15 protein-coding genes are annotated in these 16,675 nt (G+C 40.6%); 9 read left to right on the top strand and 6 right to left on the bottom strand.

Annotated elements, in window-relative coordinates; genetic code table 11:
* Positions 1-85: 85 nt before the first annotated feature.
* Both metF and argE read right to left on the bottom strand, forming a co-directional pair.
* A complete protein-coding gene (metF, locus tag PR683_RS17060; RefSeq protein ID WP_004907080.1) occupies positions 86-970 on the bottom strand; it encodes a methylenetetrahydrofolate reductase in 885 nt (294 codons plus the stop codon).
* A gap of 228 nt (positions 971-1,198) precedes the next feature.
* Complete coding sequence (gene argE / locus PR683_RS17065) at positions 1,199-2,353, bottom strand: acetylornithine deacetylase (protein ID WP_004907083.1); 1,155 nt, start codon at positions 2,351-2,353, stop codon at positions 1,199-1,201.
* Between the two features lie 102 nt (positions 2,354-2,455).
* On the opposite strand from argE, the gene argC reads away from it, so the two are divergent.
* From argC to argH, 4 genes are all read left to right on the top strand, one after another.
* The gene (gene argC / locus PR683_RS17070) at positions 2,456-3,460 is read left to right on the top strand and encodes an N-acetyl-gamma-glutamyl-phosphate reductase (protein ID WP_004907086.1); all 1,005 of its coding nucleotides are present in this window, start codon (positions 2,456-2,458) and stop codon (positions 3,458-3,460) included.
* Between the two features lie 14 nt (positions 3,461-3,474).
* A complete protein-coding gene (argB, locus tag PR683_RS17075) occupies positions 3,475-4,251 on the top strand; it encodes an acetylglutamate kinase (RefSeq protein WP_004907091.1) in 777 nt (258 codons plus the stop codon).
* 44 nt (positions 4,252-4,295) lie between these two features.
* Positions 4,296-5,516 (top strand): argininosuccinate synthase, encoded by a 1,221-nt coding sequence (locus PR683_RS17080; protein WP_004907093.1) that lies wholly within the window; start codon positions 4,296-4,298, stop codon positions 5,514-5,516.
* Positions 5,517-5,594: 78 nt separating this feature from the next.
* The gene (gene argH, locus PR683_RS17085; RefSeq protein WP_109912973.1) at positions 5,595-6,971 is read left to right on the top strand and encodes an argininosuccinate lyase; all 1,377 of its coding nucleotides are present in this window, start codon (positions 5,595-5,597) and stop codon (positions 6,969-6,971) included.
* A 63-nt stretch (positions 6,972-7,034) separates the two neighbouring features.
* On the opposite strand, the gene PR683_RS17090 is transcribed toward argH, so the two are convergent.
* The gene (locus tag PR683_RS17090) at positions 7,035-7,385 is read right to left on the bottom strand and encodes a hypothetical protein (protein WP_272520866.1); all 351 of its coding nucleotides are present in this window, start codon (positions 7,383-7,385) and stop codon (positions 7,035-7,037) included.
* Positions 7,386-8,372: 987 nt separating this feature from the next.
* On the opposite strand from PR683_RS17090, the gene oxyR reads away from it, so the two are divergent.
* On the top strand, positions 8,373-9,278 hold the full coding sequence (oxyR, locus tag PR683_RS17095) for a DNA-binding transcriptional regulator OxyR (protein ID WP_004907100.1): 906 nt from the start codon (positions 8,373-8,375) through the stop codon (positions 9,276-9,278).
* A gap of 74 nt (positions 9,279-9,352) precedes the next feature.
* Here the strand turns inward: oxyR and sthA are convergent, their stop codons facing one another.
* Positions 9,353-10,750: a Si-specific NAD(P)(+) transhydrogenase gene (gene sthA, locus PR683_RS17100; RefSeq protein WP_004907101.1), complete on the bottom strand. Its 1,398-nt coding sequence runs from the start codon at positions 10,748-10,750 to the stop codon at positions 9,353-9,355.
* A gap of 462 nt (positions 10,751-11,212) precedes the next feature.
* Between sthA and fabR the strand changes: the two genes are divergently transcribed.
* Together fabR and PR683_RS17110 are read left to right on the top strand one after the other, a co-directional pair.
* The gene (gene fabR / locus PR683_RS17105) at positions 11,213-11,869 is read left to right on the top strand and encodes an HTH-type transcriptional repressor FabR (RefSeq protein WP_109912974.1); all 657 of its coding nucleotides are present in this window, start codon (positions 11,213-11,215) and stop codon (positions 11,867-11,869) included.
* Positions 11,870-11,881: 12 nt separating this feature from the next.
* Positions 11,882-12,271, top strand: coding sequence for a YijD family membrane protein (locus PR683_RS17110; protein WP_004907104.1), 390 nt, complete (start codon positions 11,882-11,884; stop codon positions 12,269-12,271).
* A 79-nt stretch (positions 12,272-12,350) separates the two neighbouring features.
* Here the strand turns inward: PR683_RS17110 and trmA are convergent, their stop codons facing one another.
* Together trmA and PR683_RS20435 are read right to left on the bottom strand one after the other, a co-directional pair.
* Positions 12,351-13,448, bottom strand: a complete 1,098-nt coding sequence (gene trmA, locus PR683_RS17115; protein ID WP_004907106.1) for a tRNA (uridine(54)-C5)-methyltransferase TrmA — start codon at positions 13,446-13,448, stop codon at positions 12,351-12,353.
* A 111-nt stretch (positions 13,449-13,559) separates the two neighbouring features.
* Entirely contained in the window at positions 13,560-13,685 is a 126-nt protein-coding gene (locus tag PR683_RS20435) for a hypothetical protein (RefSeq protein WP_421667221.1), read from the bottom strand.
* Positions 13,686-13,929: 244 nt separating this feature from the next.
* On the opposite strand from PR683_RS20435, the gene btuB reads away from it, so the two are divergent.
* Together btuB and murI are read left to right on the top strand one after the other, a co-directional pair.
* Positions 13,930-15,816: a TonB-dependent vitamin B12 receptor BtuB gene (gene btuB / locus PR683_RS17120; protein ID WP_211889173.1), complete on the top strand. Its 1,887-nt coding sequence runs from the start codon at positions 13,930-13,932 to the stop codon at positions 15,814-15,816.
* Complete coding sequence (gene murI / locus PR683_RS17125; RefSeq protein WP_272581919.1) at positions 15,761-16,624, top strand: glutamate racemase; 864 nt, start codon at positions 15,761-15,763, stop codon at positions 16,622-16,624. The genes btuB and murI overlap by 56 nt, the downstream gene beginning before the upstream one ends.
* Positions 16,625-16,675: the final 51 nt, after the last annotated feature.

A 16,675-nucleotide genomic window follows, 5' to 3' on the forward strand; every position in this document is an offset into this window, starting at 1 on the left:
AATGAGTTTAACTAAGTGGAATTAGGAAACTTTCATAAAGCAATGTCGTGATGTACTTTTAAAAATATATCACGACATTGAGGGGCTAAGGCCTAACGCCTAAAGTATGGCAGATAGCATAGGTGAGCTCAGAACGGTTCAATGTGTAAAAGTGGAAATCTTTTACGCCTTCACGGCTAAGAATTTTAACCATGTCCATGGCAATGGATGCACCAACAAGATTACGGCTTTCTGGGTCATCGTCTAATCCTTCATACATTTTGCTCATCCACGCAGGAATGCGTACGTTAGTCAGTTTAGCAAAGCGCTCAAGTTGGCGAAAGTTAGAGACCGGTAAGATCCCCGGTACAATTTCCACATCAATGCCAGTTGCGACACAGCGGTCACGAAAACGTAAATAGCTTTCAACATCAAAGAAAAATTGAGTAATTGCACGGTTAGCACCCGCATCAATTTTCTTTTTTAAACTAATTAAATCGGCTTGAGCACTTTTGGCTTCTGGGTGGACTTCAGGGTAGGCAGCGACAGAAATATCAAAATCCGCCTCACCTTTTAGCAACTCAACCAAATCAACGGCATACATATCTGGTTTACGGCTGTTGTCAGGTAAATCACCACGCAGAGCAACAATATGACGAATACCATTATTCCAATAGTCACGAGCAATGGCTTTCAGTTCATCAGGGCTTGCATCAATACAAGTTAGGTGAGGGGCGGCAATTAAACCGGTTTTATCTTTAATATCTTTGATGATGCTGTGCGTTCTATCACGTTCACCGGAATTCGCACCATAAGTCACGGAGACAAATTTAGGTTTCAGGTTTTTGAGCCGATCGATGGATTTCCATAGTGTCTGCTCCATCTCTTCACTGCGAGGTGGGAAAAATTCAAATGAAACATTAATTTGGCCATCTAACTCAGCTAAATTTTGATTTAGCGCTTCGCGCTGATTTGCGTGAAAAAAGCTCATACCCTGTAACCTCGCAATTTGCAGACTAACTATTTTTTGTACGTTATTATATCCATTTGTGCGTCTATACGTTTAGACGTCTAAAAGAAATTACCAGATCGGTATCAATAGTCAATACTTAAATTAAATTATGACGCTGAGGTTTTTTCAAAGGCAACAGGAAAATAATTCATGATAAAAAAACGCGACTCTTTTCAGTGTCGCGCTTGAATCTATGATTAGTCAGATTTACTCAGTGAAACAGAAGTGCTCAATCATTTGGCTAATTAATTGGCGAGTAGGCTCAATAAAGCGCATATCGATAAATTCATCAGGTTGATGTGCTTGTTCAATAGAACCAGGGCCAAGAACCAACGTTGGACACAGTTCTTGGATAAACGGTGCTTCAGTACAGTAATTCACAGTATCCGCTTTTTGCCCTAACAATTGCTCAATCACTGCGACCATTTTGTGGTCTGTTGGGCATTCATAGCCAGGGATCGGCGGATGCATGGATTCAACCGTTAAGCGACCTGGCCAACGGGCACTAACTGGCTCAAGAGCTTCATTAAGTAGTTCATCTAAGTCTTGCAGAGTTAGCCCAGGTAGCGGGCGAATATCCATATGTAATTCACAACAACCACAAATTCGGTTGGCGGCATCACCACCATGAATATGACCAAAGTTCATCGTTGGGTAGGGAATGACAAATGCAGGGTTGTTAAATCGTTCTTTTAACGTATTTCGTAAGTCCATTAGGTGGGAAATAGACTCATGCATCAATTCAATTGCATTGACGCCACGTTCTGGGTCACTAGAGTGCCCCGATTGCCCAGTAATGCGGATAGCATTTGATAAATGCCCTTTGTGCGCGCGAATCGGTTGTAACGATGTTGGCTCGCCAATAATTGCAAAATCTGGTCTTAATGTTGTACTGGCTGCAAAATAACGCGCACCAGCCATCGATGTTTCTTCATCTGCTGTGGCTAATATATGCAGTGGGCGTTTGAGTTGTTTTAAATCCATATCACGTAACGCATCAATAATAAAAGCAAAAAAGCCTTTCATATCTGCGGTTCCGAGCCCATATAACTTGCCATCATGCTCTGTCAGCTCAAACGGGTTTTTGCTCCAACGCCCATCATCAAAGGGCACGGTATCGGTATGACCGCATAGCATCAACCCACCATTTCCTTCGCCAATGGATGCAAGCAAATTATATTTATCACGCGTTTCCGGTACAGGTTGAATGTTGACCGAAAAACCTAACGTCTCCAGCCATCCACCGAGAAGTTCCACCAGAGCTTTATTGCTCTGATCCAAATGAGAATCAGTCGCACTAATCGACGGAATGGCAATTAATTGACGATAAATCTCAATAAATGCAGGTAATTTAATATTCACTGTTGACAGCCTTTATCCATAATAGTATCAATATTCATGCACTTTATTTGAATAAAAATACACATTAAACTGTTTGGGTCACGAGTACAAGGTAGAAAGCATATGTTGAACACACTCATTATCGGGGCCAGTGGCTATACTGGAGCAGAATTAGCCGCTTATTTGCAACGCCATCCGGAAGTTAATCTTCAAGGATTGATGGTATCGAAGCAAAGTGCGGATGCAAATAAACGTTTTTCTGATTTACACCCTCAGTATAAAGGCATCATCGACCTTCCCGTTCTGCCATTAACCGATGTCGCGGAAGCAGCGAAAGGTATTGATGTTGTTTTCCTTGCCACGGCACATGAAGTGAGCCATGACATTGCACCTCAGTTTCTTGAAGCGGGCTGCGTAGTGTTCGACTTATCCGGTGCTTATCGTGTTCAAGATCCTGCGTTTTATACGCAATACTATGGCTTTGAACATACAAATACTGAATGGCTAATGCAAGCAGTTTACGGTTTAGCAGAATGGCAGGCTGATAAAATTCATCAAGCACAATTGATTGCAGTACCAGGGTGTTACCCAACGGTTTCCCAATTAGCACTTAAGCCATTGATTGAAGCAGATTTACTGGATGAAGCTATGTGGCCAGTCATTAATGCCACTAGCGGTGTTTCCGGTGCAGGCCGTAAAGCCTCAATGACCAACAGCTTTTGTGAGGTGAGTTTGCAACCTTATGGCCTCTTTACGCATCGTCACCAGCCAGAAATCGCGACTCATTTAGGGAGAGAGGTTATTTTTACACCGCATTTGGGTAATTTCTCTCGAGGCATTCTGGCAACGATTACTTGCAAAGTAAAAACAGGTGTGACGGCAGAAAAAATCACACAAACGTTTAAAGATGCCTATCAAAATAAACCATTAGTGCGGTTATATGAAAAAGGTGTTCCTGCATTGAAATCGGTAGTCGGTACGCCGTTTTGTGATATTGGCTATGTATTGAAAGGTGAACACCTGATTTTAGTGGGTACAGAAGATAACCTACTTAAAGGTGCAGCAGCACAAGCCGTTCAGTGCATGAATATTCGTTTTGGTTTTGCTGAAACTCAGTCTTTACTTTAAGAAGGATTAACCCCATGCAACCCTTAGTGATTAAATTGGGCGGAGTGTTACTTGATAGCATCGAAGCGCTTGAAAAATTATTTACAGCTATCCAAACCTATCGGCAAGCTCATCAACGCGAATTGGTGATTGTGCATGGTGGTGGTTGTTTAGTTGATGAATTGATGCAAAAACTGCAATTACCCGTGGTTAAAAAGCAAGGGTTGCGAGTCACGCCAGCAGACCAAATCGATATTATTACGGGGGCATTAGCAGGCACTGCGAATAAAACATTATTGGCATGGGCAACGAAGTATCAACTTTCGGCAGTAGGTCTTTCTCTCGGTGATGGCCAAAGTGCCACGGTGACGCAACTAAACGAAGAATTAGGCCATGTCGGTAATGCTAAACCTGGTGATGCAAAATTATTGAAATTATTGTTGGGGGCGGGTTATTTACCCATTATCAGCTCTATTGGTATCACACCAAAAGGTGAGTTGATGAACGTGAATGCGGACCAAGCCGCAACCGCTATCGCCCAAGCATTAAACGCAGATCTGGTCTTATTGTCCGATGTGAGCGGTATTTTGGATGGTAAAGGCCAAAAAATTGATGAAATGACGACGCAAAAAGCGCAAAAGTTAATTGAACAGGGAATTATTACTGACGGAATGATTGTGAAGGTCAATGCAGCATTAGACGCTGCGGCAGCCTTGCAACGTTCTGTGGATATCGCAAGCTGGCGTCATGCAGAACAACTTCCCGAACTGTTTAATGGAACAGCAATCGGAACACGGATCTTGGCATCATAAATGAGCCATGGAATAACAATATTAATTGAGCGGATAGGTATGTTATGAAAAAGGGCATTAAAAAGATTGTATTAGCATATTCAGGTGGTCTGGATACATCAGCAATTATTCCATGGCTAAAAGAAAACTATGATGATTGCGAAGTCGTGGCCTTCGTTGCGGATGTGGGGCAAGACCGTGAAGATTTAGTGGGCGTTGAGAAAAAAGCCCTGCAATCAGGTGCATCTGAATGCTACGTAGTGGATTTACGCGAAGAGTTCATCAAAGAGTATATTTACCCTGTATTAAAAACAGGTGCATTATATGAAGGTAGCTATTTATTAGGTACGTCAATGGCTCGCCCAATTATAGCTAAAGCGCAAGTCGAAATTGCCTTAAAAGTAGGGGCAGATGCTGTTGCCCATGGCGCAACAGGTAAAGGTAATGACCAAGTGCGTTTCGAAAGCACCTATACGGCATTAGCACCACAGTTACAAGTCGTTGCACCATGGCGTGAGTGGGACTTACGTTCCCGTGAAGCACTGCTCGATTACCTGAAAGAACGTAATATTCCAACAACAGCCAGCTTAGAAAAAATCTATAGTCGTGATGAAAACGCATGGCACATTTCTACTGAAGGTGGCGTATTAGAAAGCACATGGAATGCGGCAAACCAAGATTGTTGGGTATGGACTGTCGACCCGCAAGATGCACCGGATGAAGCTGAACTGGTTACCGTTGGTGTTAAACATGGCGAAGTCGTTTCGGTGAATGGGCAAGCATTGTCCCCACTTGGTTGTTTAGAAACATTAAATACTTTAGGTGCAAAACACGGAGTGGGTCGTATCGACATCGTTGAAAACCGTTTAGTCGGTATGAAATCTCGTGGTTGTTATGAAACCCCGGGAGGCACCATTATGATGGCTGCTCTACGTGGTATTGAACAACTGGTTCTTGACCGTGACAGCTACAAATGGCGTGAGCAACTCGGTTTAGAAATGTCATATGTGGTTTATGACGGGCGCTGGTTTGCACCATTACGTCATTCATTACAAGCTGCTGCGGAGTCATTAGCACAAGATGTGACAGGTGAAGTTGTTCTGAAATTATATAAAGGGCAAGTGACTGCGATTCAGAAAAAAGCAGATAAGAGCTTGTATTCAGAAGAGTTTGCCACATTCGGTGAAGATGAAGTTTATGACCACAGTCATGCAGGTGGGTTTATTCGTCTTTACTCGCTATCTTCACGTATCCGTGCGCTGAAAGAACAAAACAAAGCGAAATAAATCAAATAGTAGTCCCCCGGCAGCCAAGACCGCTGTCGGGGTTAAAAACTTATTTTATCAATCAGGTAGGGATTAGTTATGGCACTTTGGGGTGGACGTTTTAGTCAGCAAGCAGATCAACGGTTTAAACAGTTTAATGATTCACTGCGTTTCGATTATCGCTTGGCGCAACAAGATATTATCGGCTCAGTCGCATGGTCAAAATCACTGGTAACAGTTGGTGTATTGTCTGATAGCGAACAACAAACTTTAGAACAAGCACTAAATGCCTTACTTAAAGAAGTACAAGATAACCCTGAAATTATCCTGCAAAGTGACGCAGAAGATATTCATAGCTGGGTTGAGGGGCAACTGATTGATAAAGTCGGTGATTTAGGTAAAAAATTGCATACAGGCCGTAGCCGTAACGACCAAGTCGCAACAGATTTAAAACTGTGGTGTAAAGACCAAGTTGCATTGCTACTTGAAGCGGTAACAGAGCTACAAAAAGCATTGGTGCTGACTGCGGAAAATAATCAAGATGCCGTGATGCCAGGTTATACGCATTTACAACGTGCCCAGCCTGTCACTTTTGCACATTGGTGCTTAGCTTACAGTGAAATGTTAGCTCGTGATGAAAGCCGTTTAAAAGATACACTAAAACGCTTAGATGTCAGCCCATTAGGATGCGGGGCATTAGCAGGCACGGCTTATGATATCGACCGTGAGCAGCTGGCATCATGGTTAGGTTTTGCTTCGGCAACGCGTAATAGCTTGGATACCGTTTCAGATAGAGACCACGTGCTTGAACTATTATCCAACGCAAGTATTGGTATGGTTCATTTATCCCGCTTTGCTGAAGATTTAATTTTCTTTAATAGTGGTGAAGCTGGTTTTGTCGAGTTATCAGACAAAGTGACATCAGGTTCATCATTAATGCCACAAAAGAAAAACCCAGATGCATTGGAATTAATCCGCGGAAAATGTGGGCGTGTCCAAGGGGCGCTAACAGGTATGATGATGACCCTTAAAGGATTGCCTCTTGCGTATAACAAAGATATGCAAGAAGACAAAGAAGGGTTATTCGACGCATTAGATACTTGGTTAGATTGCATGCATATGGCTGCGTTGGTGCTTGATGGTATTCAAATTCGCCGTAGTCGTTGTGAAGATGCGGCGAAGCAAGGTTATGCCAATGCAACTGAGCTTGCTGATTACCTCGTTGCTAAAGGTGTTCCATTCCGCGAAGCGCATCATATCGTGGGTGAAGCGGTTGTTGCAGCAATTGGGCAAGGTAAAGCTTTGGAAGAAATGGCTCTCAGTGATTTGCAAAAATTCAGTGACACTATTCAGTTGGATGTCTATGAAATTTTATCGCTACAATCTTGTTTAGATAAGCGGTTAGCAAAAGGTGGGGTATCTCAGAAGCAAGTGGCAAATGCTATTGTGGAAGCAAAAAAACGATTAGAACTGTGATTAGTTGTAGAAGAAAAAATGGGGGGTAGTATGACTACCCCGATTCCCATAACGCGTTTGTTTTTAAATATATTTAATGGTTAGCATTCCGAGTTGTTTTTCTTCATTCACCCAGTTATATAAATACTCTCCTCTACCTTCATTGATTACCTTCCAACCTTGAGTATTTGCAACATCATTCAAGTTTATTTTGCTGGCAACCATATCAGATTGGTTATTTAAGCAATTCAGTGTGACATGATTGTCGGTCACTTCATTAAAGCAAGACGGAAATACGACTGCCCCAGAGAAATGAATAACCCCATTTTGTTGGTCATTACTTGCATAAGCATGAATAGATGCGGTTGTAGCGAGTAACAATACACAGAGTGAACGAAGGCCAAATTTTTGAGTTTTTGTTAATAAATTTTTCATAATAGTATCCCGTCATTGATTTTTGATTAATCAACTTGCTGTATGTTTAAATTAGATTTGTGTGCGATTAAATAAGAATAATAATAATGAACTGATATTCCTTGGTGTTTTTGATGTGGGAATTATAAATTTAAAAACACTATTTAGGTGTAAAATTAAAAAAGGAAATGTTTAAAAATATAAAGAAAACAAAATTACTCTCATTGTAATTTAAAGTTATCCATTTGTATTTTGATGGTTAATAAGGCTGTGTATTAAGAAATTTTCAGTGTTTTGTTTTATTATTTGTGTTTTCTGTTAGTTTTTTATAGTTGGATTCTCTAGTGATTTTCTGTTGTTATCAATCTGTAATAGTGATTAAAATAAAATTTAACAAAATTAAGCTGCAATTTACATTTACTTTTATATAAAAACTTACAAACTTTAATAGAGAGTGAAAGGAAAGATAACAAAATGTTTCTTTTGTTTGAGATGAATATAATAAATATTTGTATGTTTTAATTAATTCAAAACTGATGAAGTGTGACTAAATACATATTAAATTCTAATAATTTGGTTATTTTAGTGATATTCACTAAATGTTAAAATGAAGTTAATTTTATCTATTATGTGAATTAATGATACAAATAGTCTATATTTTTTGAGGAGAATGTTGAGATTTTACTTGGCAACGTTAGGATGTAATTTATTGAAATTTTATTCTAAAAAAACACGGTTAATGCTTTTATTAGGAATGTTATATTGAAATGCTAATGGTAAATGAATTTAATCATTAATTAACTATTCTCTCTGTTGAAGAGTCAGGAATGAGATACATTTTATTTCTAAATATTACACTTTGTTTCATTATATTGCGTGTATCCTTCAAAAAATGAGGTTTTCCCCCTATTTTTCAATTTATCAATAGATAAAACAAAACAATATCGATATAGTGATTGGTATTATCTATCTTTGGTTTGACAGAGAATTCACGAAAGGAAAAGAAATATGAATATTCGAGATTTAGAGTACCTCGTCGCACTCGCCGAACATAAACACTTTAGACGTGCCGCGGATTCTTGTCATGTTAGCCAACCTACTCTTAGTGGCCAAATTCGTAAATTAGAAGAAGAACTTGGCGTGATGTTGCTAGAAAGAACTAGCCGTAAAGTTCTTTTTACTCAACAAGGTTTGTTATTGGTTGAGCAAGCCCGTACTATTTTGCGTGAAATTAAAGTATTACAAGAAATGGCAGCCCTCCAAGGGGAAAGCATGTCAGGGCCATTACATATTGGTTTAATTCCAACGGTTGCGCCGTATCTATTACCTCATATTATTCCGCAATTGCACCAAGCTCACCCTAAATTAGAAATCTATTTGCATGAAGCGCAAACTCAGCAATTATTAGCTCAGTTAGACAGTGGTAAATTAGATTGTGCCATTCTTGCGGAAGTAAAAGAAACAGACCCTTTCATTGTTGTACCGTTATTTGAAGAACCCATGAAATTGGCTATCTATGAGAGTCACCCATGGCATGATCGTGATACGATTGAAATGAGTGAATTGTCAGGTGAAAAACTATTAATGTTAGAAGATGGCCACTGTTTACGTGACCAAGCAATGGGCTTTTGCTTCCAAGCGGGTGCTAAAGAAGATACACACTTCAGGGCAACGAGCTTAGAAACGTTAAGAAATATGGTGGCAGCAGGGAGTGGAATTACACTTTTACCTGATTTATCGGTGCCAAATGAAGTTTGTCGTGATGGGGTATGTTATTTAAATTGCATTGAACCTGAACCGAAACGAACTATCGTATTAGTTTATCGCCCGGGTTCACCGTTACGTGGGCGCTATGAACAATTAGCAGAGACCATCTATAACTCAATGGATAACTATTATAAAAATAGAGTTTAGGGTTAAGCTACCAATATTATTTTTTTAGTTGATGATGGTTGCCAGATTATTGGCAACCATTAATCACTCAATAATTAAAAGAGTCGATTTAAACCATTTAAAGCTGCAACACGGAAAGCTTCCGCCATCGTCGGGTAATTGAACGTCGTATTGACGAAATATTCGATAGTATTACCTTCACCTTTTTGTTCCATGATAGCTTGGCCGATATGGATAATTTCAGCCGCTCTCTCACCGAAACAGTGAATGCCTAATATCTGTAATGTTTCTCTATGGAATAATATTTTCAAACTACCGACATTCATACCTGCGATTTGTGCACGTGCTAAATGTTTAAACTGTGCCCGGCCAACTTCATAAGGCACTTTCATTGCGGTCAGTTCTTGTTCTGTTTTACCAACTGAACTAATTTCAGGAATGGTATAAATCCCTGTTGGAATATCTTCCACTAAATGTGCATTACCTAAACTACCCCCAATGGCTCGGGCTGCAATTCGGCCTTGGTCATAAGCTGCAGAGGCCAAACTTGGGTAGCCAATGACATCACCAACAGCATAAATATGTTCATTAGTGGTGCGATACGCTTTATTGACTTTAACTAAACCGCGGCCATCTGCTTCGATCCCGACATTAGCCAGGCCTAAGCTATCAGTGTTACCGGTTCTTCCGTTCGCATACAGTAAACAGTCCGCCTTGACTTTTTTACCTGACTTCAGGTGAACAATAACGCCGTCTTCAACCCCTTCGATTTTTTCATATTCTTCATTATGGCGAATAACAACACCACTATTCCAAAAATGATACGATAAGGCATCTGACATTTCTTGGTCAAGAAAGGCCAAGAGATGATCACGGGTGTTGATTAAGTCAACTTTAACCCCTAACCCACGAAAAATAGATGCATATTCACAGCCGATAACACCTGCACCATAAATAATCACATGGCGAGGTTCATGGGTTAGGTTGAGAATAGTATCACTGTTGTAGATTCGAGAATGGTTGAAATCAACGTCAGAAGGGCAGTATGGACGAGAGCCAGTGGCAATGACGATTTTATCTGCACTTAAAACATCACAACTTCCATCCGCGTAGCGGACACTGATATGTTGTTCATCGATAAAGGTGGCTTCACCCGAAAACATTTGGCAACCATTACGTTCGTAAAATCCTTGGCGCATGCGTGTTTGTTGGCTAATTACCGTTTCAGCATGTCGTAGAATTTCGGAGAAAGAGGAGCTTAAGCTACGGGAGTTATCACTATAAAGCGGGTTTTGGTTGAATTCGATAATACGACTAACAGCATGACGGAGGGCTTTTGAGGGAATGGTTCCCCAGTGGGTACAGCCTCCGCCGACATTATTATAACGTTCTATAACAGCAACGTTTTTTCCTTGTTTCACTAGCCCCATGGCGGCGCCTTCACCACCAGGACCGGAACCAATGACTATTGCATCAAAATGGGTAAGTTGCATGAGGTAAGACCTGCTCTAAAACAAAATGACAACAAGATGTTATCATTAGTTGGTTATTTCACCTAATTTCCTCGCTGTCTTTCAAATCGATACAACGTTGGCGACATTCGCTTACTCTAGTCACATACTTATATATACTTTCAGGAGTTCGCTTGTTTTGTCGCCTTATCTCAATTTGAAATTCTTAGGAGAAAATATTTTAGTTCAAGAGCCTCAGAAAAATACCTAAATATAATTCATGGGTTCATAAAGTAGGGGTTTGCTGAAGTATTGTTTAGTGAAAGGTTGGTAGTATATCAGCGTTAAAAAACTAATTGAAAAAAGGCTAAGTTAAATTCTGAAAATGAGTAAATTGCAGCGATAGTCGCTTTTTCTCCAAAACAGTTTAATTATTTTCAGGTATGCTAGGCGAAGAGTAATACTTATTACATTGACCTTCCATGATAAGAAATTAGGATCACCGTGAGCAACACAATTGGCATTAGAGCAAAACAAAAAGAAAAAACTCGGCGTTCACTCGTCGAAGCCGCATTTAGCCAATTAAGCGCTGAACGGAGCTTTACTAGCCTCAGTTTACGGGAAGTTGCACGTGAAGCTGGGATTGCACCGACTTCATTTTACCGTCATTTCAAGGACGTTGATGAACTTGGGCTGACGATGGTTGACGAAAGTGGCTTGATGTTACGCCAGCTAATGCGCCAAGCAAGACAGCGTATTGCAAAAGGCGGGAGTGTGATCCGTACATCAGTCTCAACTTTTATGGAGTTTATTGGTAATAACCCTAATGCCTTTAGGTTATTATTGCGGGAGCGTTCGGGAACATCTGCGGAGTTTCGTGCAGCGGTCGCTCGGGAAATTCAACATTTTATTGCGGAATTGGCCGATTACCTTGAACTTGAAAGCCGTATGCCTCGCCATTTTACTGAAATGCAAGCCGAGGCCATGGTAACGATTGTCTTTAGCGCAGGAGCGGAAGCGCTAGACATTGATGAAGAAAAACGCAGGAATCTCGAAGAACGGCTGGTATTACAGTTAAGAATGATCGCGAAAGGCGCCTATTACTGGTACCGCCGGGAACAGGAAAAACAAAATCAAACTGACCCAGACCTTACTAAATAATAAGGAGAATCAATGACGGATCAAAAAAGTTATGAAAGAAGCACATTATTGCTAGCCTTTGTGATTGGCCTTGCAACCCATGGGACGTTTTCAACGCTGTTTAACTCGTTGGTCGACTTTTCATTTTTTCCAATTTTAACCCTAATATTGGCTGCGTATTGTTTACACCAGCGCTATTTACATCAAGCCATGCCGATGGGGTTGCCAAAATTTGTTGCTGGTAGTTTTTTTATTGGCCTATTTGGTTATGCCGCGATTTTACGCGTTCAAAACCCTGAAATAGGCTCTAACTTTATCCCAGCAACCTTTATTGTCATTATCGCATTGTGGATGTACTCAAGCTGGAAAGCACGTAAGAAAGAAAAAGCGGAGCTGGCACTTGAGCAAGAAGTCGAAAACTAAGTTTAGACGACTTTTCTATTAATAAGGCGCCGCAGTAAAATGCGGCGTTTTTGCTTTTAATAACCGAGTTTTCAGCCAACTAATAGCGGCTCAGTAATACCCCACTTTCCATATGATGGGTATACGGAAATTGGTCGAATAAGGCTAATTTCTCTATTTTATGCGTTTTAGTCAGCTCAACTAAGTTATCGCATAGCGTTTCTGGGTTACATGAAATATATAGGATATGGTCATAACCCTGAACTAGCTTCACTGTTTCTGCATCTAAACCACTGCGAGGCGGGTCAACGAAAATGGTATTGCACTGGTAGTCTGCTAAAGAAATACCCTCTAGGCGCCTAAATTCACGAGCACCTTGCATGGCTTGGGTAAAATCCTCTGCAGACATACGAATAATTTGTACATTTTCAATATTATTGGCTTCGATATTATATTGAGCCGCAGCCACGGAAGGTTTTGCAATTTCAGTGGCTAATACGCGTTCGAAGTTTTGCGCTAATGCCAATGAAAAGTTTCCATTTCCGCAGTAAAGTTCTAATAAATCCCCCGTCGAATTCTGTGTTGCCCCAATTGCCCATTCCAACATTTTGATATTGACCTGTGCATTAGGCTGCGTAAAGCTATTTTCGACTTGGCGATACACCATATTTTTACCCATTACCGGTAATATTTCATCAACATAATCATTGTCTAACATGATTTTTGTTTTTGACGCTCGGCCGATTAATTGCACATCAAAGCCTTGTTCAACTAAAACGGCTTTTAAGGCTTTTGCCTCAGCAACCCACTCTTCACTGAGTTTTTTATGGTAAAGCAGCGAAACAATCAGCTTATTACTTAGCGTTGATAAATAATCAATTTGAAATAATTTATGACGAAGTAATTCATTTTGCTTAATTAACGGCAATAACGCTGCCATCATGTCATTAATTAACTGACTTGCGACAGGAAACTGGTCAACACGGATCCTTTCTTTAGTTTCCTTATCAAACATAATATGAAATAAATCGTCATTATCGTGCCAGACGCGAAATTCAGCGCGCATCCGGTAATGCGACTTTGGTGATGAAAAAATTTCAGGTTCAGGTGCGTTAAAAGGAGCCATCATCGCCTTTAAGCGATCCGTTTTTTCTACGAGCTGTTGTTCGTAGTCTTCAGTGTGCAAGGTGTTTGGCATGTTTGGCTCCATAAAACAGTAATAAATTCGTATCAGGAGCGAAATTGTAGGGAATGCGGCGAAGATGTCCAGTTTTCATTATCCATCCATAGACACTCATAACTATTCAACTTACGATAATGGCTGTGGTTTAGGGAACTTGGTGTAAGTCCAAGACTGACGCGCAACGGTAATTAAGGTATCCCCGTCATTCTTCAAGCTACATGGGTGTTGGCATCGCTCAGCTACCCTAGTCACATACTTCAGTATGCTCCTAGGGATATCTTCGCTTGCCGCCTACATGTCACTTGAATTATTTAGGGGATATAACAGGTCGAATTTTCATTTTATATATCGTTTTTATTTCATATATAGAAACCCAACTTGTTACTTTATAAGTCCGATACCTGCCACGCTACCAATCGCTTTGTTGAATATCTGCGCGAATCTATATTCAACCTCGCGGAACATTAATTGAATTGATTTTCCGAGTGTAATCATAATGAATAATAAAAAGTCGCTGCCGTTATCGGCCGCTGCGCTGGCTGTATTGTGCGCTACTTCTTCTTTGGCAAGTGCAAATAATAAAACTGATCAAGTGGTTGTCTCCGCTAACCGCTTTGAACAACCCATCTCTTCTATATTAGCGCCAGTGACGGTGGTCACTCGTGAAGATATCGATCATTGGCAATCCAATACCGTGATAGATGTATTAAGGCGCCTGCCGGGAGTGGATATTGCGCAAAACGGGGGAATGGGTCAACAAAGCTCTCTATTTATACGAGGCACAGAATCACGTCACGTTTTAGTGCTGATTGATGGTGTTCGTTTGAATCAAGCGGGTATTTCTGGCTCTTCTGATATGAGCCAAATTCCTATCTCACTGGTACAACGTATCGAATATATTCGCGGCGCCCGCTCTGCGGTTTATGGTTCAGATGCGGTAGGTGGTGTGGTGAATATTATCACTCGCCGTGATAACGATGGCATAACTTTAAATGCAGGTATTGGCTCACACAGTTACCAAAACTATAACGGTTCGACTCAGCAAAAAATTGGTGAAAATACGACGGTAACCGCAGCCGGAGCTTATACGCATACCAAAGGGTTTGATTTAGCACCAAAAGAAGTTAGCCCAAGACAATATGATAAAGATGGCTTTTTGAGCAAGTCATTGTGGTTAGGTGTTGAACATCAATTTTCTTCAGAAATCTTAGCGTATGCAAGGGCGTACGGTTATGACAATCGAACGAGTTATGACGTATCAGAATATGCGGGAGTTAGTGTTGATACGCGTAAGCTTTATAGCCGTACTTATGAAACAGGTTTGAAATATCATCAAGGAAAATATTCATCATCATTGATGGGAAGCTATGGTTATTCAAAAGATTACAATTTTGATCCTAGAAAAGGGCAATATAGTGAATCTGCAAATCTTGATGAGTCTAAGCAGTACAATATTCAATGGGGTAATAGTTACCTATTAGATAAAGGTAATATTAGTGCGGGGATTGATTATCAACGCCAAAGTATTGAGCCTAGCAGCTACGCGATGATCAATGAAAAACAAACGTTAAATAACACTGGGATATACCTCACAGGGCAATATGCAATTATTGATTCAGTAACTGCAGAGGCCGCTATACGTTCTGACCATCACTCTGAATTTAATTGGCATACAACATGGCAATCAGGCCTTAGTTGGGAGTTTCATGAAGGTTACAAACTTGTTGGTTCATATGCAACTGCTTATAAAGCACCTAATCTAACTCAATTATATGCGTATTCTTCATCGGCATATGGAACAACGCTAGGTAATCCGAACTTGAAACCCGAGGAAAGTAAGCAGTGGGAGATTGGTGTTGAAGGAACAACGGGACCACTTTTTTGGCAGGTCAATGCATACCATAATGATATTGATAACCTGATTGCATATAAATCAGGTTATCCGACTAGCACTTATGAGAACATTGGCGAAGCTGAAATTAAAGGTGTTGAATGGGTTGGTGAGTTCGAAACAGGTATCCTTCATCACCAAGTTACCTATCAATATGTTGACCCTCGTAACAAAAAGACGGATAAGGTTCTTGAGCGACGGGCTAAGCAGCAAGTTAAATACCAGCTAGATTGGGCTATTGATAAAGTAGATATGGGGCTAACCTACCAATATATAGGCTCTCGCTATGATAATGACTATAGCCAATTTCCTTCTAGACGTGTAAAACAAGGCGGTGTTAGCCTTTGGGATCTCACAGCTGCGTATCCAATCACTTCACATCTCACAATTCGTGGTAAAATAGCTAATATGTTCGATAAAGACTATGAGACCGCGTATGGTTATCGCACCGCTGGAAGAGAATATTTCCTCACTGGAAGCTACAACTTCTGATAACACCCTATCTGTTCACCCGACCATTCTAGTGTTTGACTCTGGAGTGGGCGGGTTATCTGTCTATCGTGAAGTCAAAAAAATGATCCCGAATGCCCACTATATCTATGCATTCGACAATGAAGCCTTCCCTTATGGTGAAAAAAGTGAAGAGTTTATTATTGATAGGGTCTATCAAATCGTAAATGCAATTGCTGCAAAGCATCCTTTAACTATTGTGATTATTGCGTGTAATACCGCAAGTACGGTCAGCCTCCCTAATTTGAGAGCACATTTTACGTTCCCAGTTGTTGGGGTTGTTCCAGCCATTAAACCCGCAACTAAGTTAACGCGTAATGGCGTGGTGGGTTTATTGGCGACGAAAGGCACTGTAAACCGTGAATACACCAAAGAGCTGATCGAACGGTTTGCTACAGACTGTAAAGTGATTTCCCTCGGTTCTGCGGAATTAGTTCAACTCGCAGAAAGAAAGTTACATGGGGAAACCTTACCACTCGATGAAGTCGCTCAAACTGTTAGGCCATGGATTCGAATGCCAGAGCCGCCTGATACCGTTATTTTGGGTTGCACGCATTTTCCTTTATTAATAGAAGAACTCGAAAAAGTGCTACCAGATGGAACTCGATTCATTGATTCAGGTTCTGCAATCGCCAGAAGAACTATTTGGCTCATTAATAATCAAGCTGAAATCATCAATTCAGATGAGGAAAACTTCTCATATTGTTTATTAATGGATGACAACGTAAAAGGGTTACAACCAGTTCTCGAAGCCGAAGGGTTCAAAACGCTGCAAAAACTAGCTATTTAAGTTAAATTTGATGGAAAGCTGAGCGAACGAAAAAAAATATGAAAAAAAGGG

Source organism: Providencia sp. PROV269, from assembly GCF_028477785.1.
GTDB classification, from domain to species: Bacteria; Pseudomonadota; Gammaproteobacteria; order Enterobacterales; family Enterobacteriaceae; genus Providencia; species Providencia rettgeri.

Bases quoted from the DNA above. Each gene is read 5' to 3' on its own strand.
- argB (WP_004907091.1), top strand. From the start codon at position 3,475: ATGCAACCCTTAGTGATTAAATTGGGCGGAGTGTTACTTGATAGCATC.
- PR683_RS17080 (WP_004907093.1), top strand. From the start codon at position 4,296: ATGAAAAAGGGCATTAAAAAGATTGTATTAGCATATTCAGGTGGTCTG.
- metF (WP_004907080.1), bottom strand. From the start codon at position 970: ATGAGCTTTTTTCACGCAAATCAGCGCGAAGCGCTAAATCAAAATTTA.
- argH (WP_109912973.1), top strand. From the start codon at position 5,595: ATGGCACTTTGGGGTGGACGTTTTAGTCAGCAAGCAGATCAACGGTTT.
- PR683_RS17110 (WP_004907104.1), top strand. From the start codon at position 11,882: ATGACGGATCAAAAAAGTTATGAAAGAAGCACATTATTGCTAGCCTTT.
- murI (WP_272581919.1), top strand. From the start codon at position 15,761: ATGGTTATCGCACCGCTGGAAGAGAATATTTCCTCACTGGAAGCTACA.
- argC (WP_004907086.1), top strand. From the start codon at position 2,456: ATGTTGAACACACTCATTATCGGGGCCAGTGGCTATACTGGAGCAGAA.
- oxyR (WP_004907100.1), top strand. From the start codon at position 8,373: ATGAATATTCGAGATTTAGAGTACCTCGTCGCACTCGCCGAACATAAA.
- trmA (WP_004907106.1), bottom strand. From the start codon at position 13,448: ATGCCAAACACCTTGCACACTGAAGACTACGAACAACAGCTCGTAGAA.
- sthA (WP_004907101.1), bottom strand. From the start codon at position 10,750: ATGCAACTTACCCATTTTGATGCAATAGTCATTGGTTCCGGTCCTGGT.
- PR683_RS17090 (WP_272520866.1), bottom strand. From the start codon at position 7,385: ATGAAAAATTTATTAACAAAAACTCAAAAATTTGGCCTTCGTTCACTC.
- btuB (WP_211889173.1), top strand. From the start codon at position 13,930: ATGAATAATAAAAAGTCGCTGCCGTTATCGGCCGCTGCGCTGGCTGTA.